Raw genomic sequence first — 21549 nt, 5'->3', positions numbered from 1 at the left:
GCGTCCCCGCGCCGTCGGCCGGCGTCGGGGCTGGCGATCCTCTCCGCCGCCACGATGCCGCGCCGGGCAGCCCCGGTCGACCGAAACTTGCTCCAGATTAGCGGTTTTGGCGCTCAGCCCTGGCTGGCGGCGGCGATCGCATCGAGAATGGCGGCGCGCAGCTCGGGCAGGCCGCCGCCCGTGTCGCTCGAGGTCGCCAATATCTCCGGAAAGGCGGCGACATGGCGGCGCGCCTCGGCCAGCGTCTCGGCGGTCACGGCCTCGAGCGCGGGCGGCTTCACCTTGTCGGCCTTGGTCAGCACCAGCTGGTACGACACCGCCGCCTTGTCGAGCATCTTCATGACCTCGCGGTCGACATCCTTGAGGCCGTGGCGGCTGTCCACCAGCACCAGCACGCGCGCCAGCACCGCGCGCCCGCGCAGATAATCGTTGATCAGATAGGTCCAGCGGCGGACCACGTCCTTGGGCGCCTTGGCGAAGCCATAGCCGGGCATGTCGACCAGCCGGAACACGAGCGGCGTGCCGACATCGAAGATGTTCAGCTCCTGCGTCCGACCCGGCGTGTTGGACGCGCGCGCCAGCCCGGAGCGGCCGGTGAGCGCGTTGATCAGGCTCGACTTGCCGACATTGGAGCGGCCGGCGAAGGCGATCTCGGGTGCCCCCGGCTCGGGCAGGAATTTCAGTTCGGGCGCCGATTTGAGGAAGGCGATCGGCCCCGCGAACAGCCGGCGCGCCGCCTCGATCCGCGGATCCTCCTCGGCGCCCGGCGCCTCCCTCATCGCGCGTCCTTCATCTGGGGCATGCGGCTGTAGAGCCACTTCTGCTGGAGGATCGTGATTGAGTTGGAGGCGATGTAATAGATCTGCAGCCCCGCCGCGAAGGGCGACATCACGAACATCATGAACCAGGGCATCAGCGCGAACATCTGCTTCTGCGTGGGATCGCTGACCGGCGCCGGATTGAGCTTGAACTGCAGCCACATGGTGATGCCGAGCAGGATCGCGAGCACCGACAGGTGGAGGAAGCCGGTGGGCGTGAAGGGCAGGAAGCCGAACAGGTTCACCGGGGTCAGCGGATCGGGGGCGGAGAGATCCTTGATCCACAGCGCGAACGGCTGGTGGCGCATCTCCAGCGTCAGCGTCAGCACCTTGTAGAGCGCGTAGAAGATCGGGATCTGGAGGAAGACGGGCAGGCAGCCCGCGAGCGGATTGATCTTCTCCTCGCGGTACAGCTTCATCATCTCTTCCTGAAGCTTCACCTTGTCGTCCTTGTGCCGCTCCTGCAGCGCCTTCATCTTGGGCTGGACGATGCGCATCTGCGCCGCCGAGCGGAACTGCCGCTGGGCGATCGGGAACATCAGCGCGCGCACCAGGATGGTGAGCAGGATGATCGCCACGCCGAAATTGCCCACCGCCTTGAACAGCCAGTCGAGCAGATAGAAGATCGGCTTCTCGAACCAGATGAACCAGCCCCAGTCGATCGCATGGTCGAGCTTGTCGAAGCCGTAGCGCTGGTCATAGGTGTCGAGCAGCGAGGCGTCCTTGCCGCCGGCGAAGAGATAGGAGGTCGCGACCGTCTGGCGCCCGGGGGCGACGATGGCGGCGGCGGGGGAGAATTCCGCCTGGTAGCGCCCGCCATCGGCGCGGAAGGCGGCATCCACCTTGGCCTTGGGATCGGGGATGGCGGCGGTCAGCCAATATTTGTCGCCAAAGCCCAGCCAGCCGCCGGTGGAGCTGCGCGCCACGCCGGCCGCGCCCGCCTTGTCGACATCCTTCCAGTCGAGCGAGTAATCGGCGGCGCGGTCGAACACGCCGAGCGGACCGACATGATTGGCCCAGCTCGACGGATCCTTGGACTGGCCCTCGCGGGTGACGAAGCTGAACGGCCGCACGCTGACGGCGCCGCCGCGCGTGGTGTTGGTCACCGTCTGGCGGATGGTGAAGAGATAGGCATCGTCCACCGCCAGCTGGATGGCGAAGGCCTGGCCGCGGCCATTGTTCCAGGAGAGGGTGACGGGCTTGCCCGGCGCCAGCATGTCGCCGGTTGCGGTCCACACCGTGTTGGGATCGGGCAGCACGATGCCGCTGCCCGTCCAGCCGAAGCCGGCGAAATAGGCTTCGGGCGCGCCATCGGGCGAGAAGAGCCGCACCGGCGGCGAATCCTTGGCGATCGTCTCGCGCTGGGTGGTCAGCACCAGATCGTCGAGGCGGGCGCCCTTGAGGTTGATCGAGCCCGCGAGCCGCGGCGTCGCGATGCGCACGCGGGGGCTCGCCGCCAGCGCGCGGCCGCGATCCTGGCTGGCGAGCGGCCCGGTCGCGACCGGCTGCGCCTGGGGATTGGGCAAGGGCACGGGCTTGCCATCCACCACTTTGGTCGAGGGCTTGTTCGCGGTCGGAAAATAGCGATCCGAGATCAGCGTCCAGCCGAGCAGCACCAGCCCCGAGAGAAGCAGGGCGAGAAGAAGGTTGCGCTGTTCGTTCACGGGTGGGTTCCCCAGGAGGTCAGGTCGATCAGGACGAAGGCGATGGCGTCAGGGCACCGGATCATAGCCGTGCCCGCCGAACGGATGGCAGCGGCAGAGCCGGCGCGCGGCGAGCCAGCCCCCGCGCAGCGCGCCATAGCGCGACACCGCCTCGATCGCATAGGCCGAACATGACGGATGATAGCGACAGGTTGGTGGCAGCAGCCGCGAGGGGCCGGCCTGCCAGCTACGGGCGAGCAGGATGAGCGCCCGCGCGATCATCGCAAGGCGCCGAGCGCCTTGATCAGCTCGCGCTCGAGCAGGCCATAGTCGCGCTCGATACCGCCGGCGCGGCCGATCAGCACATGATCGGCGCCGGCCAGGCCATGCGCCGGCAGCAGATCGGCGGCGAGCGCGCGGAAGCGCCGCTTCATACGGTTGCGCACCACCGCGCCGCCGACCTTCTTGGAAACGGTGAAGCCGATTCGAATCGCCGGATCCGCATCGCCGCGCGGGCGCACGAGCAACACGAATCCGGGCATCGGCTTGCGTCTGCCGCCGTTCGCCGCGAGGAAATCCGCGCGGCGCCGGAGCATGACGAGGCCGGGAACGCTCAGGCGGAGAGCGTCTTGCGGCCGCGCGCGCGGCGGGCGGCCAGCACCTTGCGGCCACCCGGGGTCGCGGAGCGGCTGCGGAAGCCGTGGCGGCGCTTGCGCACGAGGCGGCTGGGCTGGAAGGTGCGCTTCATCGATCTAAACCTCGAACGAGACGGTCAAACGGAAAAAGCCGCCGGCGTGCGGCGGCCAATGCCCCGCGCCGATAGGCGAAATGGCGGGCGGCGTCAATGTGGCGGGGGCTCCTTAGCAGGCGGACCCGAGCCGCGCCTGGCGCCGTTTCCAGCTGGGCCGCCGCAGGCCCCAGTCGAGCCAGTCGCCCAGCCGAGGCCAGCGGCGCTTGATCCGGACATAGAATCGCTTGGCCCGGGGCGAGCTTTCCAGCAGCAGCGCCGCGCCGAGCGCGAACACGAAGAGGCCGCCCGGGCCCGGCAGCAGCCCCACCAGCGGGGCGAGCAGCACCAGCAGCCAGCCGCAGCCGAACAGAAGCGGGCGCATGACCCTGTGCGTCTTCCAGCGCCGCCGTCGTTCGGCCCAGTCCATGCGGGTTAGATGGGCGAGGCCGCGCGCCCGCGCAAGCCGCGCGCCTTGCCTTTCGCCCGCGCCCGCCTAGGCTGCGGCGCCGGGGACGGCGGGGGAAGATCGGGCAAGATGGTGGCGATCGTGGCGACCGTCGCGTTCCTCGGGCTCGAGGCGCGCGGGGTCGAGGTGCAGGTGCAGCTCGCCGCCGGCCTGCCCGCCTTCGTGCTGGTCGGCCTGCCCGACAAGGCGGTGGCCGAAAGCCGCGAGCGGGTGCGCGCCGCGCTGGCCGCGATTGGGCTCGCGCTGCCGCCCAAACGCATCACCGTCAATCTCTCCCCCGCCGATCTGCCCAAGGAAGGCTCGCATTTCGATCTGCCGATCGCGCTCGGCCTGCTCGCCGCCATGGGCGTGGTGGATGCCGAGCTGCTGGCCGAATTCGTGGTGGTGGGCGAACTCAGCCTCGACGGGCGGATCGGTCCCGCGCCCGGGGTGCTGCTCGCCGCGCTCCATGCCGCCGCCTCCGGGCGCGGGCTGATCTGCCCCGCCGCCCAGGGGCCGGAAGCGGCCTGGGCGGGGCGGCTGCAATTGGCCGCCGCGCCCGATCTGCTCGGGCTGATCGCGCATCTGAAAGGCAGCGCGCTGCTGCCGGCGCCGGTGCCCGGCATCGCCGAGCCGGCGTCGCCCGGCCCCGATCTCGCCCAGGTGCGCGGGCAGGAAACCGCCAAGCGCGCGCTCGAGGTGGCGGCGGCCGGGGGTCATAATCTGCTAAGATAGGATCAATCTACTCCGCATAGGGTAGGACGATGGACGCGGTCATCTACATACGCTGGTCGAGCACCGAGCAGGGCAAGGGCAGTAGCCTCGAGCGCCAGAGCGAGGACTGCAGGCGCCACGCCGTAAAGCATGGATGGAAGGTCCTGGAGGAGCTCGTGGACGACGGCGTCTCCGCCTTCAAGGGCCGGCATGCATCGGTCGGGGAGCTGTCGCGCTTCGTGGCCGACGTCGAGAACGGCGCTTATCCGGATGGGGTCATCCTCCTGACCGAGAAGCTGGACCGCCTCTCGCGTGAAAGTGCCAAAAAGGCGTTCGCATGGATGGTCCACATGACGGACCTCGGGGTGGTCGTTGCGACCGTCGACTCCGATCGTCAGTACACCCGCGACAACCTCGACATGCAAACGATCATCGAGGTGATCGTGAAGGCGCAGGTCGCCAACGAGGAGTCGGTGAAGAAGTCATCACGGATCGCCAGGGCATGGGCGATCAAGCGTGACCGTCTGGATCGGGGCGAGAAGATCGTCCTGACGCGGCGAGCTCCTGCCTGGCTGACCGTCGTGGACCAGCCAGCCCGGTTCCAGATTGTCCCAGAGCGCGCTGCGATCGTTCGGCGCATCTTTGAGGAGACGGTCGCAGGCTTCGGCAAACACCACATCGCTAGGAATCTCAATCGCGACGGCGTCGTGCCGTTCGGACGCGCCGAAGGCTGGCATGCGTCGTACATCCAGAAGATCCTGCGTAGCCCGGCGGTTCTTGGAGAGTTTCAGCCGGGCAGCAAGCCCCGCGGCGAAGCTAGGCAAGCCGCCGGTGACGTGATCCCGGACTACTATCCTCGAGTCATCGAGCCCGATCTTCATGCGATGGCAATGACGAGCATGAAAGGGCGGCACCGACGGGTTGGCGGCCGGGGGAGGCGCCTCGTAAATCTCTTCTCCGGGCTGGCCCGATGCCAAGGCTGCCACGCGCCCATGACGATGCGGGCGAAGGGTCGGAAGTCCCGGGCCGATGGTAGCCTGGTAAATGAGGACTACCTCATCTGCGGCAATTATCAGCGCGGTCTCGGCTGCTCGAACGGGCACCACTTCAATTACGCACTTTGGGAGAGCGGCATCCTCGACGCCATCCTGCTCGATGCTCTCGAGGACCGGCACTTCGCCGCACCCGAGGCCCTTCGGCCGCTCGAAATCGAGATGGCGGAGAGGAAGCGGAAGCGCGCGTCCGATAAAGACCGCGCGGATACCGCCTTGGCGCTCTACATCGAAACGCAGCGGCCGGAGGTGAAGGCATCGTGGATCGCGATCGTCGAGGCGGTCGATGAGCATGACCAGGTGATAGCCGACCTGGAGCGTCGTCTCGTCAAGGCCCGGGGCACCGTGTCGCCCGATGAACATCGGAAACGAATTTTCGCCCTGCGTGCGACGCTCGATGCGGAGGACGAGGACGTGCGGTTTGCGACCCGTGCCCGGATCAAGGAGGCCACGCACGAGCTCGTCCGGACAATGCAGTTCACCCTCGGCCATCCCGCCGTTGAGATGGTCACGCACGGCGGGGTCGTGATTGACGCCGTTTGGGAGGAGTGGGGCGATCAGAAGGGCGTCACCGTGACGAAGTGGGCATCGACGGACGCGCATGGAAAACCTGCTTGGCCGCGTGGAAAGACAACGCAGGCCTGAGGTTGGTCCAGAGCGTGACGCTACCTGGAACGGCGCTGTCCCTTTTCAGGGCATGATCGGCCTTTGCAAGACCATCGGCGAGGCCCGGAAGCGGCGGATTTGCGGGGCAATCTTCACTACTTCAGGCTCTTGGACCGAGAACAGATAGGCCGATCCAAGATCCGCAACATATGCACATGTGCATAGTTTAACCGGGATGAAACGGAACACCGCCAGATCCTGGCCAGCCTTAGGTCGGCTCTCGTCCTCGTCGGTGAGGCGGCTTCTTGCCGCGTCGCGAGACGCCCGCCTCGGCCGCTTGGCGCGCATCGTCGGCGCCCGCCGCCCCGTGGAAGCTGAAGCCTCTGGAGATTGCCGCATGCGAGCCGCGTCCATGTTGGACGCAGCTCTCGTGGCGCGTCTGCCTCGCAAGGTCGACGCAGGGGCACTTCTCGCGAGGATCGCGTCGCTGCATCAGATGACCGCCGGGTGCGTGGACGTGCTGATGACGAGCTTGGCGGAGCTGCGCATGTCGTCTCTCAAGGCACGGGCGCTGGCGGTGGCGTTCTCGGAACTCGCCGATTTCGTGCTGGACGCGACGCCGGCCAAGGAGGCGATCCGCCTCTATCTGGCGCTGAGCTGCGATGGCGGGAGCATCGTCCTTGCTTTCGCTGCCGAAGGCGACCTGCGGCCCGTGCCTTCCGCAAGCGCGATGGCCGGCCTCTTTCGCGCCATCGCGATCGTCGAAGGAATCGGTGGCCTCTTCGCCCGGGGGCTGGAGACGGACCGGATGGTCTTCGGGATCACCTTCGAGAATCACGAAAATGTGTGACAATTATCCTATCGAGGATGCGGCGTCATTCGTCCGAAGGGGCGGCTTCGAAGCTCTCGGGCGAGGCCCAACGGGCAGCCAGAAGCGCCTCGCGCAGCCAGCTTGCGATCCGCTGCAGATCGATCACGAGCCGGGGCGACAGGCCATCGACGTCCGAACGGCGCAGATGCCTCTCGAAATCGCGGGCGCTCATCACCTCGGAGAGGGCTGGCAGCTCGGTCGCCGTATCCTCCTGCCTCGGCTGGCTGAAGCTGAGAAGGTTGCGAGGGCGGACGATCAGAAGGTCACGCTCCGGGTCAATGCCGGCAGCCTCGCTGCCCTTCAGCGCCGTGAGATCGAAAGCGCGGCCGAAGGCAGCGCGTATGGCGCTCCACCGTGCTTCCAGGAGGGTTGGGACGCTCTCCTGAGGAACGAGCCCGTCCAGGAGCTGGAAGGCTACCAGCAGATGGATCACCGCATCCAGATCATAGGAGAAGCGGGAGCGGGATTCGGCTTTGAGGCCGGGCGGAAAGCGTTTGTGGCGGAACAGCCGCAGGCGCGCGGTAAGCGCCGTGCGGCGGTCGGCATGCACGTCCAGGAAGTTCGCGATCAGCTCTTCGAGCTGCGCGTAGCGAAGGGCGATCCGAGCGTCGGCAATGGGCAGCTTGGGCATATCAGCTGTTGCTACCTGGTTGGCCGGTTCGCGCACCAAGGGTCGAGTGGCTGACGATGCGGCCTTCTGGCATGGATCCGCCGACAGCGAGCGGCTTGTCGCCCATGTCCGTGGAGCAGTGGACCCGTAGTCTGCGTCTCCGGTCGGGCATCAGCCCGTTCGAGATCGTGGACGAACAGCCCGACACTTTCGGCCTGAGGTGGCGCGGCCTCGACAGGCTCGGGGCAGCGCAGACATACCGAGCCTCCGTCGATCGCTGGACGGGAGAGCTGATCGCGGATCGACCTCTAGCCAACTGGAGCGACCGCTTGGAGAAGGTCTCCCGCGTCATCGTCGCTCCCGACATGCCGTCGTTCTGGCGATTGGTGGAGGCGATCGGCGACAGCAGCGTCTATCCCTTCGTCCTTGTCGCCTCGACGGCTTCGCGTAGTGCGCCGCACGAGTGGCTCGACCCGCGGTATTGGCGCTTCGAGCAGCTTATCTTGCTCTTCGATAGCGTCACGACGCCTTCGCCGCTACTTCCGATCCTCTCCAAGGAGGTGAAGGCTGGCGTCGCCCTTCCACCGGCGAATGCCACTTGGCGGGATTGGGCCGCCGCGAACGTCGTCGACTATGCCGCGCTGGATCGGATCAGCCGAGCTGCCAAGTCCATAGATGATCATCGCGGGATAACGGTGCAGCAGCGCGGCGGATCGTTCGACGCCATAACTTCGCGGCGCCTCGACGATGAGATGAGGTTGGCAAGAACGGTCTTCGTTGAGCCGGGACGGGGGACGGGCTCGTTGCGGATGCTGATCCGCTCGGACCGCTCCGCAGCGGAGATCGTCCATGCGTGCGGCACCCGGACCGTGGCTCAGGCCGCGGCACCCGACGATGCCGTATGGAGCATGTCCTCCGTCGAGAGTTTCCTGTCCGGGGACAGCCGCAAACCAAGAGACCTCGGCGAGAGGCTACGCAAGGCGGTCGTGCCGCTTCTGAAGTATCATGCGGACGCGCGGTCGGTCGTCGCTTTTGTGGGGCTCACCTATATCTTCGCCGCCTTCGATCGGCTTCCGATCCTCGTGCTCCGTGGTGGAAGCTCCTCCGGCCGCCTCGCTGTCCGCCGGATGTTGAGCGCGATCTGCCACTCTCCGGTATCCATCGCGCGGGCAAGAGCTGCCCGTCTGGCGAGGGTTGCCGATGCCGGTGGCGGCGTCATGCTTCTCGACGAGCCGGGACCGCTCGCAGGTCCGCACGGCCCGACTGAAGTCGGTCGTTTTCTAGAGGCGGGCTGTGTGCGCGACGCCTCCACCTACGTCGTAGTGACGGGACGCGACGGTCTTCGGTCTCTGGATATCTATGGACCGAAGGCGGTGATCGGAGCTCGCATCGCGGGCAGCGGGCTCGGTTGCAGAGTCGAGGAGGTCGAGCTCTCCGACGCTACGCCCTGCGACTTTCTGCCCTCTGAAGCTGGGGCGCTGAGGGACGACCTCTATCTATGGTCCATGAACCTGATGGAGGAGCTGGGAGGCGGGTGGCGGAAGGCCGGGGTTCCGGACGCCTTGGCGTTCGCCGAAGAGCAGATGTTCGCAGAAGCCGAAAGCCCGATCCTACCGGCTCCGCAGGAGCGATCGGATCCGCTGCGACCCTCTCCCGAGGAGGTGATGCGCAAGGTGCTCGTGGCGTGCGGGAACGGAGGGCATCTGGCCATGGTGCAGGTGCTCCTGGAGGTCGCCTTGCACGGCGGCGATCCGGAGGCGCTCACGCCCGAGCGCGTCGGCCGCTGGCTCGCAATCCAGCCCGAGGTGGATGCCGGCGCGATGACGAGGCGGCGGCTCCATGGTCAGATATCGCGGATATATAAGCTGAACAGCGGCGATACGCCGGTGTCCGACGACCCAGCGGCTGCCTTCGCCTTCTGTGTGGAGAAGCCTTGTGCGGAATGCCGCTACTCGGAGGTCTGCGGAGCCATCTTCCCCGGCATGCACGCGAGGAAGGCGAGGGGCTGATATCGTCGGCCGGCACGAGCCTTCGAGTGATGGACGACCGGCGACCACTGGTGACCACCAATCGTTACGGCCTGATCGCTCGGAGAGGTCTCGACTGGCGGTCCAGTCGTTGCGCGAACTGGTGCCGGAAAACTCCCTCTGGGGCTCATACCGGCTTCCGATTCGGGCTCGAATTGGCCTCATCCATGTATATCGGCTGTCACGCCATCTGTCGTTCCCAGCCGCACCCAAAGTGCCGCTTTTGTGCCGGAAACTGTGCCGGAAGCTGTGTCGGACCGTTCCGCGCACTCATGCGCGATATAGGGTTCCTATAGAAGCAGTGTGATCCGGGCGGTGGACACGATTTCCTTCAATCCCCTCATGTGAGAGCTCCTTGCGTATGAACTATGCAGATGATTTCCGCTCCTAGGTGCTCATCCCTGTGTTGGATGCGGCACAGACACGAGCGCGAACATGCGTGGTCGCGCGTCATCCTTGATGCTGACGAGGCGGTCTGAGCCTCCCATTCGGCATACTGTTTTCCTCGCCTCCAAGCTCGCCGATCATACCTTCAAAGACGCGTCCGGTGGATACTCGGTTCGCCGCGGACTGATCGCTTGACCGACGCGTGGGACCCCGCGTGCCAGCCGGACGCGTGGCGTTGCCCACCATAATCGCGCGGAAATGCTTCGCCACCATAAGCCATCTGAGACGGCGACCTCGCATCGATCACTCTTGCGCTGCTTCCGAGGTACGGATCGTGGCGGACGCGATCCTTCGGTGGCCCATCCCATGCTGCTGAAGAGGATCTGATCCTCCCGCCGACAGGGACGAGCGCAGCGGAGCAGTATCCGGAAAAATTCTTCCTCAAGAGCTTGTACGTATGGAATAATATCATAACTTTGATGGGTTAAAACTCTAACCCAAAGGATTCTCGATGTTCCGGACCGTCTCCAACGAATCTCCTGGTGCTGCGGCCGAGCATGGCTCGCGCCGGTCTGACCTCAAGAGCGGAATCTCGCATGTAACCCTGGAGGCGACCGCTCCTGCCGGGGGCGTCGCCGCGCTTGAAGCGGCCAACGACATGGTCGGGGCTCCGGAGAGCAGGGAGGCGGTAGGATCCGAGCATCCCCTTGCCCTGTCGTTCGAGGCGGCTCTCGAGAACGCACCGGGACAGATCGAACGCATCTTCATCCAGGATCTCCAGGATCTCGCGAAGGAGCGGATCGCCATCAACTGGGGGCATTATGGCCCCTGCTTCCGCTCCGTTCTCGATCTCATAGGGATGGATGCTGAATTGGCTCAGGCCCATCCGCAGTTACAGATGCTGCTGATCCGCCTGTCGCACCATCTCCATCGCGCTCCGGCTCTCTACGGACGCAAGCAGGCTCCGAAGAACGCCAAAACCACTAGCTTCATCGCTATCGTCCGCGCCAAGCTGGACGCCTTGCCTCACGGCACACTCATTCCGGCTTTTGGACAGAATGGCACCCGCGTGTCTTGGGCCGGGCTTTCGGAATTGCTCGGGCTGCCGCTGGTGGAACTCAGCCGGCATGTCCAGGCGAAGAGGGAAGTCCTCGATCGAGTGGCCGACGGAAGGCTGCGGCTGGGCAAGCGCTTCGTCGACACTTCAACAAGGGGCGTTGCCCGTAGGAAGGATCGGGCGAGGCTGATCAAGGTGATCGAGGGGTACGGCGCAAAGGGGGTTCCCATCCCCATGCAGGGGCTTGCTCGGCGCATGTTCGACTTCGACCGCCTGCTCGATGAGGCAGGAATCAAGAATGCGCGGATGCGCGATGCCTTCAAGCGTGATCAGAACGTCAGGAAGGTCCTCCGGCAGGTCAGCGCGAAGATCGGAAGCGAGCACCCCGCCGACCGGAAGTTGCCGGTGATCACCTTTTCCGAGCTCGTCGAACGGGGTCGGCAAGTCGCGACCGCACGCTACCGCGAAACGCACCCCACGGGGGAGCCGAATGGGCCCAAGGAGATCGCCTACGTCCGCAATGAGATTTCGCCGCTGAAGCGGACCATGGAGGTCAACGGCTGGACGGAGGCGACGAATGCCGAAGAAGTGCTGCTCGGAGCTCGTGCCGAGGTATCTATAGCGAAGGCGGCGGAGGGCCTCGAGGGCGGGGCGCGCTTCTTCCACGCGTCCGTGCAGCGTTGGCGATCCCTGCTCGCCTCCATGGCCGATTTCGCCTCCTCCCAGCTTAATTTCGCGGCCCGTCTCGGTGCCGGGATCAAGCGGAAGGACGTCTCGATCCGCGAATTCGCAAAACAATGCGGCGTGCCCTACGATGCCATGCTCCGCTGGGTTAACGACAGGGCCCTGCCGAGCTTCCTCGAGGTGCATCACGTCCACCGCATCGAAGATCGTCTCGGTTACAAGCGTGGGCTGCTCGTGGAGCTGCTTGGCCCGCTCCGCACCGGGCGGAACACCACCAGCCGCAAGACGATAAAGATGGGCGATGGCCGGATCGTGGAGTTGCGGAAGTACATCCGCTACCTGCCCGCTGGTGCGCTCGCCTGGGACGAGGAGCGGCTGCGCCTCGCCGTGGAGCGTGCAGATCGGACGCATTTCGGCGCGCAGACGCTGAACACGGTTCGACAGAAGAAGGTGTCGCAGCTGACGAGGGAGCGTGGTCCTCTCGATCGGTCGGCGCCGATCTTCGAGGAATGGCGCCACCTGGTCACCTTCAAGACGACGCTGAACGATCCCTTGCGGATCCAGCACCCGAAATACGAGTGGAGGACCCAATCCACCATCGACAAGAACAAGAACCACACGATGGATTTCGCCCGGTGGGCGATGACGCCCCAGAGCGAGGGTGGCCTGGGTCTCCGGGCCGATCAGGTCAGCATGAACCTCTTTCTCAACCCTAACGTCGTGAACAAGTATGTCATCGACCGAACCAAGCGGTTCGTCCATCTCACGCTTGACGGGAAGGAGATCGGCCCGATCCTGGGTGGAACGGAGTTCGGGTTCCTCGGCTTCGTGAAGTCGCTTCTCGATCCTGAGCTGGGCTTCATCGTTCAGTCTCCTCACGAGATTGCGCCCATCCAGGAGATAGATGTCGAATTCCGAATCGCGCACCTCGTGACGGTGGGGAACGACATCGCGATCGAGGAGGATGACGATGCGCCCCTCTTCAAGGTGATCGACGCGAAGCTCGTGGCGGCCGCCTCGGTCGGCCTCAAGGCTGTGGTGAAGGTCACCCACGCCAAGGTGTCGTCATTGGCGGGCAAGGTAGAACGGCACTACAAAATGATCCGCGATCCGCATGCGCTGGTGGGCCCGATCCTCCGGCACGATACGCCGGTCGGGTGCATCGTCCACATGGTGGTCGACGCTCTGGACCGCGCCCCATCGCTGGAGCGGGCACCCATGCAGCACGCACGGGAATACCGAAACGCGGTCGTCATGCTGCTCCTCGTGACGGCGGTCTTCAGGTCCGGCACCCTCCGAAACCTCACCTATCGGGCGGACGGAACGGGCAACCTGACGAGGACGCCGGAGGGCTGGGATCTCCGGGTCGAGGCGTCGCTCTTCAAGAACGGCTTCTGCGAATGGCTCTTCGGCCCAACCTGGCGGCGCCGGGACTATGAGCGGGCGCTTGGTCACTGGGGAAGGCTGACCGAGATCATCGACTACTACATCGAGACCTGCCGCCCGATTCTCCTGAAGGGCCGCCAAAGCGACCTGTTGTTCCCGACGGCACAGACGGCAGCCTCGTGGTCGCATAAGACCTTCAATACGGTCGTCACCAACTGGACGCGGATGTGGAGCGTTCCGAACGAAAGGTTCGGCACGGGTATGCAGAACGTGCTGCCTTTCGGACCGCATGCCATCCGCGACATCGTCGCGACCCATATCGTGCTTCACTTCACCGACGAGTCCCGGTGGGAGTTGGCTTCGGCGGTGCTGGGGACTGGCGTGGATGTGGTGAAGAAGCGCTACGCCTTCGTCGAGGCCAAGCGCGAACTGATGAAGGTCGATCCGATGTATGCCATGGCCTTCGCGCAGGGGTTCAGCGGCGACTTCAAGTATTGAGGCGATGGGGCGCGGCCGGCTATGGCCGCGCCCTTCGAGGCGGCAGCAGCTTGGAGTCGCCGTTTACCAGCCGCGTGATCGAGTTCAGCTCGATGCTGAGTCTGCCGTCTCGATTCACCGCCCGAGCGATCTTCAGGTCGGGCGGAATGAGCGGAATCTCCATCAGCTTGCCAAGTGGTACTCCGCCCAAGGCGGTAAGAATGTTCTCGGGATAAATCTCCGTCGGCTTGAGTTCGACCGTGTTTCCTTCGAGGATGAAGAGTTCATGATCGAGATGCGCTTCGATGCGGAAGTCTCTCCAGGCGAAGTGCCCCCCATTGTGCACTTCGCTGACAGCCTTGAAATCTGCTTGGCCATGAAGCTGCAGCGTGGCGATCACATCGCGAAGCCTGATGCCGAAGGACTGCATCAATCCGAACGCGATCATATCGACGGCGGCGATGGCGCGGCGGGCTTCCCAATTCGCCGCGACCTCGGCCGCCGCGACGTGCGTGTCGAGGATGCTATTGAGCCCACGGTCACGACAATCCTGTCCCATTACCAGAAGCTCGGTCCCGAGCAACGTATCACCCCCTCGGGCGCGGATGCCGATATGCAGGTCCGGCCTGATGCGGCAGCGCCCGGTGGGAACGTGGACGCCGTGCCAGAGCAGTTCGGGATCCTCATCCGTCCCGACCTGCAAGAGGGGCTGCACCCGCCTCAGCTGAGCCTTCAGATGGTCCTCGCCGACGAGCCGAGCACCAACGTAGATCGCGTGCTCCCTGGCCAGCCGACGCTCGACGTCGCCATCGTCGGCATCGGGGCAGTGGACGATCCAGTCGGCTCCCGCCTCGGCCCGTCCGATGAGGACATGCCGGTACTCGCGGTCTGCGCCGCGGGCGCTCCGGACCGCGAAGTCTCGAACGCCGGGTAGGAGGTTGCGACGCCGCATCTTCTCGGCGAGGTCGAGAATCTCCGCAGGATCGCGCAGCGGGGGCGGTCGCAGGAGTGCGCCGCGAGGGCCGTCCCGCAGCCTCGTTGATCGACCCCCGCTGCTCCGCGCGGCGACGGATGCATCGTCCGGGAAGCTCGGCTCGGAGCGTCTGTTGGAACCCGCGGCGTTGCACGGCAACAGGGTCATCGAACGCGTAGGTTGGCCCTCCCTGCGGGATGCGGGGGAGAAACATTCGAGGTCGGCGGACGGCATCCGCGGTGTCCTTCGCGCGGCATGACGTTGCCGAGTGTCCTCAGCGTCGCGTGTCTGCTCGCTGGAGCATGCGGATCGTGTCGTCATGCCGCGTGCCGCTCCTGCGGCCAGATGCTGCCGGTGTCGGCGTCGAAGAGGAACCTGTCGGAGATGTCCAGGGAGATCTGACCGGGCCGGCCTTGTGGACTTCCATCGCCCACCCCGATCACGGTGCGCGCGGCGAACGCGGGATGGTCCACCAATCCTGCGAGGGTCCGACCCACGAGATCCCTCTGCCACGGGCGTTCCGCCTCGCCGTGGAACCAGAGATGTTCGCCGTTCCACGAGGCATTCTCGAGATCGACGCTTGCCGAGGTCCTACCGCGGAAGCTGATCACCGAGAAGTGCCGATCGAGACCGCCGTGTCGGATGGTCATGTTGACGCATTGCTCCTTCCATACCTTCCTGAGGACGTCGACCGCGTCGAAGCCGGACGCCGCGAGCAGATCCATCGTGATCCCATCGACGATCAGATCGGCTCCCATCGCCTCCATTTCACCAGCCAGGGCTTGGTGTTCACGCTGTTCCTTGAGCACGCTCTCAAGGTGCCGCCCGACATCCGCTGGCTCCTCGACCCAGATCTGGGTGTTTTCCGGCCTGAGAGAAAACGATGTGTTGCGCAATTTGACTTCGGCGAGCACGTGATGGGCTGCATCCTTCCAGTTGTCGCCGGAGAGATGCCAGGCATAAGTCGGCCTGAAGCCGATGCCCTCCAGGGAAACATCAAGGCCCTTGGACCGCGCGTCTTCGATTTGCCTGAGGGCTTGCCGGCGGATGTCCCGCGCATACCTTATCAGCATCCTCTCCGCCGACCGCAGATTGATCAACGCAGCCGCGAAGTAGTCGATGTGCCAATCCGAGGTTCTGGCGGTCTCGTCGTAGAACCCGTCCATCGGCTGCAACGGCACGAGGAGTTCGGGACCGACCGGCACCTTGAGCAGGAATGGGTACCCGATCGTATCCTCGTCGATCCAGAGGCGGCTGATCGGGACGTCCCGCCGGCCGGCGGCATCGAGCTTTGCACGGACCCGTGCGACGAATTCCCGGTTCGTCATGGGCGCGCAGATCTGTTCTGTCATGATAGGCTCCTTTGGGAGCGCGTCACGGAAGAAGGATTTTCCTCTTCCCTGCTCGCTCATCAAGTCTGCCTTCCGAATGAACATCGAGGCCGCCGCGTCCCCTTGCGGCCGAGCTTCGTTTCGCCGCCAGTCGCGGCCTCTGCCGCCGCCGCGTCGATGTGCTGCTGCGTCTCCTGATGTGGAGGGACGCTCTCGCGCAGTCTGGCGCTTGAGGGAAAAGGATGGACGTGCATGGCGGACCGCGCCGGTGCGCCAGTCAGGCAGGAGCGCGGGCACGGCGGCGCCGCTCTGGCATGTCGATGCAAGACCAGGGGCGGCGCGGATGTGAAGGGCGCGACAGCGAAGGCGTGCCTCAAGCCGGGGCAGGCGGATCCGGGTCCGCTTGCTGCGCCGCCGCTCGTTCGACCGCCATGGCCGCTTTCGCGGCAGGCGGCTGCGGCCGCTCGGCTACTCTGGTCTTGCGATCCCATGCGGAGAGCGCGCCCCGCGCCCGATGGGTCTTTCCAAAACGCCGACCCGAGGGGCTGCGGCACTCGGCGCCATGCTAGCGAACGCCGCCCCGTGGCGACGAGGCTCAACCGGCTTCAGCGTTCAGCCGGATCTCGCCCAAATATATATATGGATCAGAAGCTGGCTGAAGGTCAGCCAGCGATGATCCAGACGAGGTGCTGAACCTTGGTCGTCGGTCACTTCATATTGCTCGTCGGCGGTGATCGAGATCGGCGGAAACATGCCTCATCGGCGGCATCCTGCACGATGTCCGCTCGTGGCAGTGGAAGCGTATGCCTTCGCGCGAGGGCTTCTGCACGCGCCCGAACCGTTCTAGAGGAGCGCAGTGGGTGAGATCGATCCGGGAGCCGAGACGCAGGTCGTTACAACGACCGGACAAGCGCAGAAGGAGCTTCACGCGGCGGTCGGCCGACGCATCCGTGCCGTCAGGAAGAGCCGCAGCATCAGCCAAGTGGATTGTGCGAAAGGTGCGGGCATCGACGTGAGCTCCATGTTCCGGATCGAAAAAACGGGCCAGAATCTCACGATCGATACGCTCGCCCGCCTTGCGATCTCTCTGGATGTGCCGATGGAGAAGCTCATCGCGGACATCGAACTAGATCCGCGACTCGTCGAACCTCGTCAGCGAAGCTGAGACGGGCGGATACCCCAGGGTGCCGAGATCGAACGGCACCTTGGGCATTTCGAGCCAGAAGGTAGTTCCGGTTCCGCTCAGCTCGGCCCGCTTGATGCTGTAGGTCCCGAGCGGGAGGCGCCCGATGTCGATCACCTCGCCGAGAGATCGGTTCGGCAGCGCCGCTAAGACCGTTTGAGGCAGCGTGACTCGGACGTGCAGGACGGCGACGTTGACGCTTCCCGAGACGCCCACGTCGCGCGCCAATGAGCCGATCAGGACAAGCGTGTCCTCGACGAGCGTAAGGAAGCAGCCTCGACGTCGGGCGGCCAGCATGCGGGCTTGTCCCTCGGGCTGACGCCCCGACCGGCTCGCCCTCGCGCCGGGGAGGCTCGCCGAACGTATTCCAGCGGCGATCGCCTTAAGTGCTTCCGCCCGCAGGTCGATGAGTCCCTCCCGGCCGGCATCGATGGCAAGCCGGGATATCGATTTCACGAGGGGACAGGTGAGTAGCCAGGATCCGAGCTGCCGGTTCATTTCGCCGGCCTCTTGAACGAGGTGATCGCCCCGGTCGTCTCGAGCTCAAACAGGGCGTCGCGGACCACTTGGCTGGCGATGACGTCATCCCTGTTGTAGGCGATGATCCGGTCGCGCAGGGCTCTATCGCCCGTCTGGACGTAGCGGTCGTACCATTCGATGCTGTTCGCGCCGCCCGGATCGGTATCCTCCCACTTGAAGCCGCATGCGCGAGCGATGCTCTTGATGCCGTAGCTCGACAGGGGCCAATCCGTTCGTTTGGCGATCACGGCATAGACGTCCGTGCATCGCACGGGAGCGAAGATGTCTTCGATCTCGTCTGCGTCGCACACGTCGGGATAGCGCCGCTGGAGCTTGCGGTAGGCGGTCCTCTCGTAGGCCGAGTAGTGGAACCAATGGGCCGTGCGATGCTCGCGGAAGTGCGAGACCGCGCTCGCGAACGCTTCGCGCTCACCTGCCTCGTCGGCAGTCTCGGCGAAGAAGTGGACGAAGCGCTCCCGACCTTCGCTGCAGTGCCAGAAGCCGTGCAGATAGATTATGTCGCGAAGCGGGTCGGCCTCGATGTCGAAGTCGATCGCGTGCGGTGGACGGCTTAAGCTCAACGGCTCCCTTATGATCGGCCCGGCGTGCGGGTTCGCGAGGAGCCTGGCCCGGTCGACGAAGCGGCGCATCCGGTCGATCCCGACGCCCGGCACGGACCGGATGGCGGACGTCGGCATCGCCGCGAGGTCGGCTACCGTGGTAGCGAGCGTCTCGATCGGCGGTCGAATGGCTCGTCCAAGGCCCGGAATCAAAGTCAGGTCGTCGGCGGCGCGCAGTTCGGCACGGCAAAGGGTCTTCCACTCGCACATCCCGCACCGAGCGCCGAGGGCTCCCCGACTGTTCGACGGGGATGCCCGGATCTCCCTGGCCCGATCCAGGGTGCGGAGATGGAGTTCCAGGCCGGTGATCCGCTCCCTGCCGAGGGGAAGCCGAAGATCGTACCAGACCGCCTCGCCCTTCCGGTCGATGATTCCCGCCTCCTCGCCGGCTCCCACGCCCAACTCGCGCAACATGAAGGCATAGTGGGCCACCTGAACAAGGTATTCCTTCTTGTAGGCTCCGTTCGGCTCCTCTGTCGCCGCGCCCGACTTCACATCCGACGCGACGTACCCGTTGGATGAGAGAGCAAGGATGTCGGGCATGCCGATCAGATCGTCGTGCAGAATGACGGAGCCGTAAATCGTCGGCGCGCGGGATTGGATCGCGGCGATGGTGCCTGCTTCCCTGGCGGCTCGATCAAGACCGCGCAAATCGACGACGCCTCCGCCGTCGGAACCGAGCAGGTCCTCCTCGTGGGCCGCCCCCTCGGCCCATAGCAGCCGGACGAAGGCGGATATCGGATCCCGTCGAGCCTGGTCGCCGTGGATGTCGAGGGCAGCCTTCCTTTCGCAAAGAAGGATGTCCCGCAGCATCGCGCCCGAGATCAGCGGCATCGGCTCGCTCACGCCCGGCCTTCGCTGCAGTATGCGACCAGAGCGATGGTCGGCAGAATGACGACGATGCGGGAGGATCCGCCGGACGTGATGCCGCGGCGCACCCGTCCTCCAAGGTGGGCCGCGAATGCATCCACGATACCACGCCCCTGCCCACCAGGCCGATCCCAACCACCGCAGATGCCGTCGTCCTCCACGACCAGCCGGGCGGACCGGCCGCTGTCGCGGAGACTGACGAGGACGGTACCGGCACCTTCGGGAAAGGCGTGGCTGATCGCGTTGCCGACCAGCTCCGCGATCACCATCAGCAATGGCCGCACCCTATGGCTCTCCGCCCAGATCGTGTCTGCCGACACGATGACGTCCACATCTTCGCTACCCGCAGCCTTGACCACGGCTGCGCAGACCTGCCGAATGACCTTCTCGGTCTCCACGACGCCAGCTCGGTCTGGTCCGAGCGCGCGGTTCAGCGCGATCACCCCCTCCAGGCGCTGAACCGCGTAATCGAGACCAGCTCCGCCTCGACGTCCGAGGTGCATTGCAGCGAGAGCTCCCTGCAGCGCGTTGTTCGCACGGTGCGAAAGCTCCCGCGCGTAGATGGCTTCGGGGCATCCGCAGCTATTGGCCGTTTGATCCAGCATCTGGCTTCTCCTCGTCAGGAAACATGCACATATGCATATTCGCGGACAAGGATGTTTGCTGGGCTCTCCGGGTGCTTTGTGTCATATTGGATCGACGATATCCTTCCAGGTCAACGAGATCGGGGATGAAGCGCACACCGGCCCTTTTGGTCAGGCTGCTTCCGGCGCCGTGGAGGATCTTCGGGAAGCCTGCGCCACCTCTAGCCTGCGGGCCGCCGCCTTCGCGGCGAGACTCCGGGCTTTCGCGGTGCTCCAAGCCTGGTATGGTAGCCCGAATAGTGCCTCCCACGGCCCTGCCTGCATGCCGATGAGCCGATCTTGATCGCCCTTGCTTGCGATGGAGAGCACCTTGCCGACATCGGGGTGGAAGACGTCGATCAACAGGTCTCCGCCGGTCCCGGGAGAGGACGCGCCGCCATGGTGCGGACCAGGAAGGCCGCCCGGCAGTCCGGTGAAGGGCGTGGACACGAAGGCTGTCCAACCCTCCCCATCGACGATCCAGGGACGCGCCATCTGGCCGTTGCCAAGCTCCACGCTGCCCCATTTGCCCGTCAAGCGTCCCTGCTCGACCACCGCGTCCCGCACGATGCGTGCCCGTTCGAGTCTCGTCATACCTTCAGCGATCTCCATACGGCCTACCTCCCGGAGTGCACGCTTCCAGAAGCAGGTTAAGAAGATGCTTCGTCTTGCCGAGCCAAGTGGTGAGATTAGGAGATCGCCGCGGCCGACGATGACATCCTCTCCCCATCAAGCTTCGAGCAGCGGGTGATGCGGCTGTCGTAGCAGTTGAGGATGCTTACGCTTGGTCTTCGGCGGATTCTCGTCCATGAAGAGGGCGCGCTCAATCGCTGACGACGCCGACGCCGACGCGGTCTACCTGACCGCGGTGTGTCGGCGCGGCGGCCTGAACGTCGGTCGCTTGCTTGGCTGCTGTCGCCCGAACCTTGCTCCTTTTCCACGAGGGAGATCAGAGCACGCAAGGGTGCCGCTACGACGCGCCGCGGGAAGTAGAGCCGTGGGCCCTCGAAGGTCGGCCACCATTCCTGCAGGACGGGTACAAGAGCGCCGGCGTCGAAGTGCGGTCGGAGCCAGTTCTCGAACGTCCCTATGATTCCATGGTCCGCGCAAGCGGCCGCGATCGCGGAAGCTGCCGCATCGACGCCGATGATCAGCCGACCCGGCGGGTCGATCGTGACCAAGTCCGCATCGCGCTCGAACTCCCATTGCACCAGCGCACCGCTGGAGAACCGAAGCCTTATGGCTTCATGGTCGAGCAGCTCGCGAGGTTCCCGGATCCACTCGTGCGGAGCAAGGTAGGCAGGACTTGCGGCATAGGCGAGGGCTTGGGTGGGCGGCCCGATCGCAACCGAGGTCATATCCTTCGCAAGATGCTCTCCGTGTCGGATGCCCGCGTCACAGCCGGCGGCCACGATGTCCACCAGCCGATCCTCCACCACTACCTCGACGCGCATGTGAGGGTGCGCCGATAGCAGGCGATCAAGCAGCGGGGGCAGGATGTCGACCATGACCGCGCCTGTCGCATGCAGCCTCAGAAGACCTCGGACCTCCGTCTTCGTGGTCGCGGCGTCCTGCAGGGCCGATCGAGCTTCGGCGAAGAGCGGCTTCAACCTGCCGGCCAAGGCCCATCCGGCCTCAGTGGGCGTGACGCTCCGCGTGGTCCGGCTGAGTAGAGTGACACCAAGCCGTCGCTCCGTCTCGGCTATCCTCTCGCTGACGGTGGAGGGCGACAAGCCGAGTTGCTTGGATGCGGCCCGAAACCCGCGTGCCTCGATCACTGCCAGGAAGATGCCAAGGTCATCCAAGTTCAAGCCGAAGTCACTGTTCGCCATGTCGATCAGTATGTCCGCTCCCGGGGTGATTATCAAACCTCTCCGAACAAGCGAGGAGGGCGGAGCTATTGTGGAGACGAGGCACCTTGCC

20 protein-coding genes and 1 pseudogene are annotated in these 21549 nt (G+C 65.2%); 6 read left to right on the top strand and 15 right to left on the bottom strand.

The genetic code is table 11. The features are described from left to right. Positions 1–113: 113 nt before the first annotated feature. The 6 genes from yihA to LHA26_RS05610 form a co-directional block, all read right to left on the bottom strand. Positions 114–779, bottom strand: a complete 666-nt coding sequence (yihA, locus tag LHA26_RS05635) for a ribosome biogenesis GTP-binding protein YihA/YsxC (RefSeq protein WP_252167755.1) — start codon at positions 777–779, stop codon at positions 114–116. Further along, entirely contained in the window at positions 776–2482 is a 1707-nt protein-coding gene (yidC, locus tag LHA26_RS05630; protein ID WP_252167754.1) for a membrane protein insertase YidC, read from the bottom strand. Before yidC ends, yihA begins: the two co-directional genes overlap by 4 nt. 48 nt (positions 2483–2530) lie before the next feature. After that, entirely contained in the window at positions 2531–2743 is a 213-nt protein-coding gene (gene yidD, locus LHA26_RS05625; RefSeq protein WP_252167753.1) for a membrane protein insertion efficiency factor YidD, read from the bottom strand. Next, entirely contained in the window at positions 2740–3057 is a 318-nt protein-coding gene (gene rnpA / locus LHA26_RS05620) for a ribonuclease P protein component (protein ID WP_302898040.1), read from the bottom strand. The genes yidD and rnpA overlap by 4 nt, the downstream gene beginning before the upstream one ends. A gap of 17 nt (positions 3058–3074) precedes the next feature. Next, positions 3075–3209 carry a 50S ribosomal protein L34 gene (gene rpmH / locus LHA26_RS05615; protein WP_015459770.1) on the bottom strand — a complete coding sequence of 45 codons (135 nt, stop codon included), beginning with the start codon at positions 3207–3209 and terminating at the stop codon, positions 3075–3077. A gap of 112 nt (positions 3210–3321) precedes the next feature. After that, the gene (locus tag LHA26_RS05610; RefSeq protein WP_252167751.1) at positions 3322–3573 is read right to left on the bottom strand and encodes a hypothetical protein; all 252 of its coding nucleotides are present in this window, start codon (positions 3571–3573) and stop codon (positions 3322–3324) included. 153 nt (positions 3574–3726) lie between these two features. Here LHA26_RS05610 and LHA26_RS05605 point away from each other — a divergent pair. From LHA26_RS05605 to LHA26_RS05595, 3 genes and pseudogenes are all read left to right on the top strand, one after another. Continuing rightward, a pseudogene (locus tag LHA26_RS05605) lies at positions 3727–4365 on the top strand (magnesium chelatase domain-containing protein); the annotation flags it as partial. Positions 4366–4400: 35 nt separating this feature from the next. Then, positions 4401–6047 carry a recombinase family protein gene (locus tag LHA26_RS05600; protein ID WP_252167750.1) on the top strand — a complete coding sequence of 549 codons (1647 nt, stop codon included), beginning with the start codon at positions 4401–4403 and terminating at the stop codon, positions 6045–6047. A 358-nt stretch (positions 6048–6405) separates the two neighbouring features. Further along, complete coding sequence (locus LHA26_RS05595; RefSeq protein ID WP_252167749.1) at positions 6406–6858, top strand: hypothetical protein; 453 nt, start codon at positions 6406–6408, stop codon at positions 6856–6858. A 25-nt stretch (positions 6859–6883) separates the two neighbouring features. Here LHA26_RS05595 and LHA26_RS05590 read toward each other — a convergent pair whose 3' ends face one another. Next, the gene (locus LHA26_RS05590) at positions 6884–7510 is read right to left on the bottom strand and encodes a hypothetical protein (protein ID WP_252167748.1); all 627 of its coding nucleotides are present in this window, start codon (positions 7508–7510) and stop codon (positions 6884–6886) included. Between the two features lie 104 nt (positions 7511–7614). On the opposite strand from LHA26_RS05590, the gene LHA26_RS05585 reads away from it, so the two are divergent. After that, a complete protein-coding gene (locus LHA26_RS05585; protein WP_252167747.1) occupies positions 7615–9498 on the top strand; it encodes a hypothetical protein in 1884 nt (627 codons plus the stop codon). A gap of 916 nt (positions 9499–10414) precedes the next feature. Beyond that, the gene (locus tag LHA26_RS05580) at positions 10415–13528 is read left to right on the top strand and encodes a hypothetical protein (protein ID WP_252167746.1); all 3114 of its coding nucleotides are present in this window, start codon (positions 10415–10417) and stop codon (positions 13526–13528) included. 19 nt (positions 13529–13547) lie between these two features. On the opposite strand, the gene LHA26_RS05575 is transcribed toward LHA26_RS05580, so the two are convergent. The 3 genes from LHA26_RS05575 to LHA26_RS05565 all read right to left on the bottom strand — a co-directional run bounded on the left by LHA26_RS05575 (position 13548) and on the right by LHA26_RS05565 (position 16564). Further along, positions 13548–14648: a hypothetical protein gene (locus tag LHA26_RS05575; protein WP_252167745.1), complete on the bottom strand. Its 1101-nt coding sequence runs from the start codon at positions 14646–14648 to the stop codon at positions 13548–13550. Positions 14649–14797: 149 nt separating this feature from the next. Next, on the bottom strand, positions 14798–15832 hold the full coding sequence (locus tag LHA26_RS05570; protein ID WP_252167744.1) for a spectrin repeat-containing protein: 1035 nt from the start codon (positions 15830–15832) through the stop codon (positions 14798–14800). Positions 15833–16423: 591 nt separating this feature from the next. Then, a complete protein-coding gene (locus tag LHA26_RS05565; RefSeq protein ID WP_252167743.1) occupies positions 16424–16564 on the bottom strand; it encodes a hypothetical protein in 141 nt (46 codons plus the stop codon). A 103-nt stretch (positions 16565–16667) separates the two neighbouring features. Between LHA26_RS05565 and LHA26_RS05560 the strand changes: the two genes are divergently transcribed. Beyond that, positions 16668–16976, top strand: a complete 309-nt coding sequence (locus tag LHA26_RS05560; RefSeq protein ID WP_252167742.1) for a helix-turn-helix domain-containing protein — start codon at positions 16668–16670, stop codon at positions 16974–16976. Here the strand turns inward: LHA26_RS05560 and LHA26_RS05555 are convergent. From LHA26_RS05555 to LHA26_RS05535, 5 genes are all read right to left on the bottom strand, one after another. Beyond that, positions 16938–17492: a hypothetical protein gene (locus tag LHA26_RS05555; RefSeq protein ID WP_252167741.1), complete on the bottom strand. Its 555-nt coding sequence runs from the start codon at positions 17490–17492 to the stop codon at positions 16938–16940. The genes LHA26_RS05560 and LHA26_RS05555 overlap by 39 nt on opposite strands. Then, complete coding sequence (locus tag LHA26_RS05550; RefSeq protein WP_252167740.1) at positions 17489–18979, bottom strand: TM0106 family RecB-like putative nuclease; 1491 nt, start codon at positions 18977–18979, stop codon at positions 17489–17491. Before LHA26_RS05550 ends, LHA26_RS05555 begins: the two co-directional genes overlap by 4 nt. Next, positions 18976–19608 (bottom strand): sensor histidine kinase family protein, encoded by a 633-nt coding sequence (locus LHA26_RS05545; RefSeq protein WP_252167739.1) that lies wholly within the window; start codon positions 19606–19608, stop codon positions 18976–18978. The genes LHA26_RS05550 and LHA26_RS05545 overlap by 4 nt, the downstream gene beginning before the upstream one ends. 150 nt (positions 19609–19758) lie before the next feature. Beyond that, complete coding sequence (locus tag LHA26_RS05540) at positions 19759–20238, bottom strand: hypothetical protein (RefSeq protein WP_252167738.1); 480 nt, start codon at positions 20236–20238, stop codon at positions 19759–19761. Positions 20239–20315: 77 nt separating this feature from the next. Further along, complete coding sequence (locus LHA26_RS05535; protein ID WP_252167737.1) at positions 20316–21458, bottom strand: LysR family transcriptional regulator; 1143 nt, start codon at positions 21456–21458, stop codon at positions 20316–20318. Positions 21459–21549: the final 91 nt, after the last annotated feature.

This window comes from Sphingomonas morindae (genome assembly GCF_023822065.1).
GTDB lineage: Bacteria > Pseudomonadota > Alphaproteobacteria > Sphingomonadales > Sphingomonadaceae > Solisphingomonas > Solisphingomonas morindae.
Note: the sequence above shows the minus strand (reverse complement) of the source record. Positions and strands in the feature narration are given on the sequence as shown.

Excerpts from the sequence above, each read along its gene's own strand:
- LHA26_RS05600 (WP_252167750.1), top strand. The coding sequence starts at position 4,401 with ATGGACGCGGTCATCTACATACGCTGGTCGAGCACCGAGCAGGGCAAG.
- yidD (WP_252167753.1), bottom strand. The coding sequence starts at position 2,743 with ATGATCGCGCGGGCGCTCATCCTGCTCGCCCGTAGCTGGCAGGCCGGC.
- LHA26_RS05590 (WP_252167748.1), bottom strand. The coding sequence starts at position 7,510 with ATGCCCAAGCTGCCCATTGCCGACGCTCGGATCGCCCTTCGCTACGCG.
- LHA26_RS05535 (WP_252167737.1), bottom strand. The coding sequence starts at position 21,458 with ATGGCGAACAGTGACTTCGGCTTGAACTTGGATGACCTTGGCATCTTC.
- LHA26_RS05595 (WP_252167749.1), top strand. The coding sequence starts at position 6,406 with ATGCGAGCCGCGTCCATGTTGGACGCAGCTCTCGTGGCGCGTCTGCCT.
- LHA26_RS05555 (WP_252167741.1), bottom strand. The coding sequence starts at position 17,492 with ATGAACCGGCAGCTCGGATCCTGGCTACTCACCTGTCCCCTCGTGAAA.
- LHA26_RS05565 (WP_252167743.1), bottom strand. The coding sequence starts at position 16,564 with ATGTTTCCGCCGATCTCGATCACCGCCGACGAGCAATATGAAGTGACC.
- LHA26_RS05585 (WP_252167747.1), top strand. The coding sequence starts at position 7,615 with ATGTCCGTGGAGCAGTGGACCCGTAGTCTGCGTCTCCGGTCGGGCATC.
- rpmH (WP_015459770.1), bottom strand. The coding sequence starts at position 3,209 with ATGAAGCGCACCTTCCAGCCCAGCCGCCTCGTGCGCAAGCGCCGCCAC.
- LHA26_RS05545 (WP_252167739.1), bottom strand. The coding sequence starts at position 19,608 with ATGCTGGATCAAACGGCCAATAGCTGCGGATGCCCCGAAGCCATCTAC.
- rnpA (WP_302898040.1), bottom strand. The coding sequence starts at position 3,057 with ATGCTCCGGCGCCGCGCGGATTTCCTCGCGGCGAACGGCGGCAGACGC.
- LHA26_RS05580 (WP_252167746.1), top strand. The coding sequence starts at position 10,415 with ATGTTCCGGACCGTCTCCAACGAATCTCCTGGTGCTGCGGCCGAGCAT.
- LHA26_RS05575 (WP_252167745.1), bottom strand. The coding sequence starts at position 14,648 with ATGACCCTGTTGCCGTGCAACGCCGCGGGTTCCAACAGACGCTCCGAG.
- LHA26_RS05540 (WP_252167738.1), bottom strand. The coding sequence starts at position 20,238 with ATGGAGATCGCTGAAGGTATGACGAGACTCGAACGGGCACGCATCGTG.
- yihA (WP_252167755.1), bottom strand. The coding sequence starts at position 779 with ATGAGGGAGGCGCCGGGCGCCGAGGAGGATCCGCGGATCGAGGCGGCG.
- LHA26_RS05570 (WP_252167744.1), bottom strand. The coding sequence starts at position 15,832 with ATGACAGAACAGATCTGCGCGCCCATGACGAACCGGGAATTCGTCGCA.
- LHA26_RS05610 (WP_252167751.1), bottom strand. The coding sequence starts at position 3,573 with ATGCGCCCGCTTCTGTTCGGCTGCGGCTGGCTGCTGGTGCTGCTCGCC.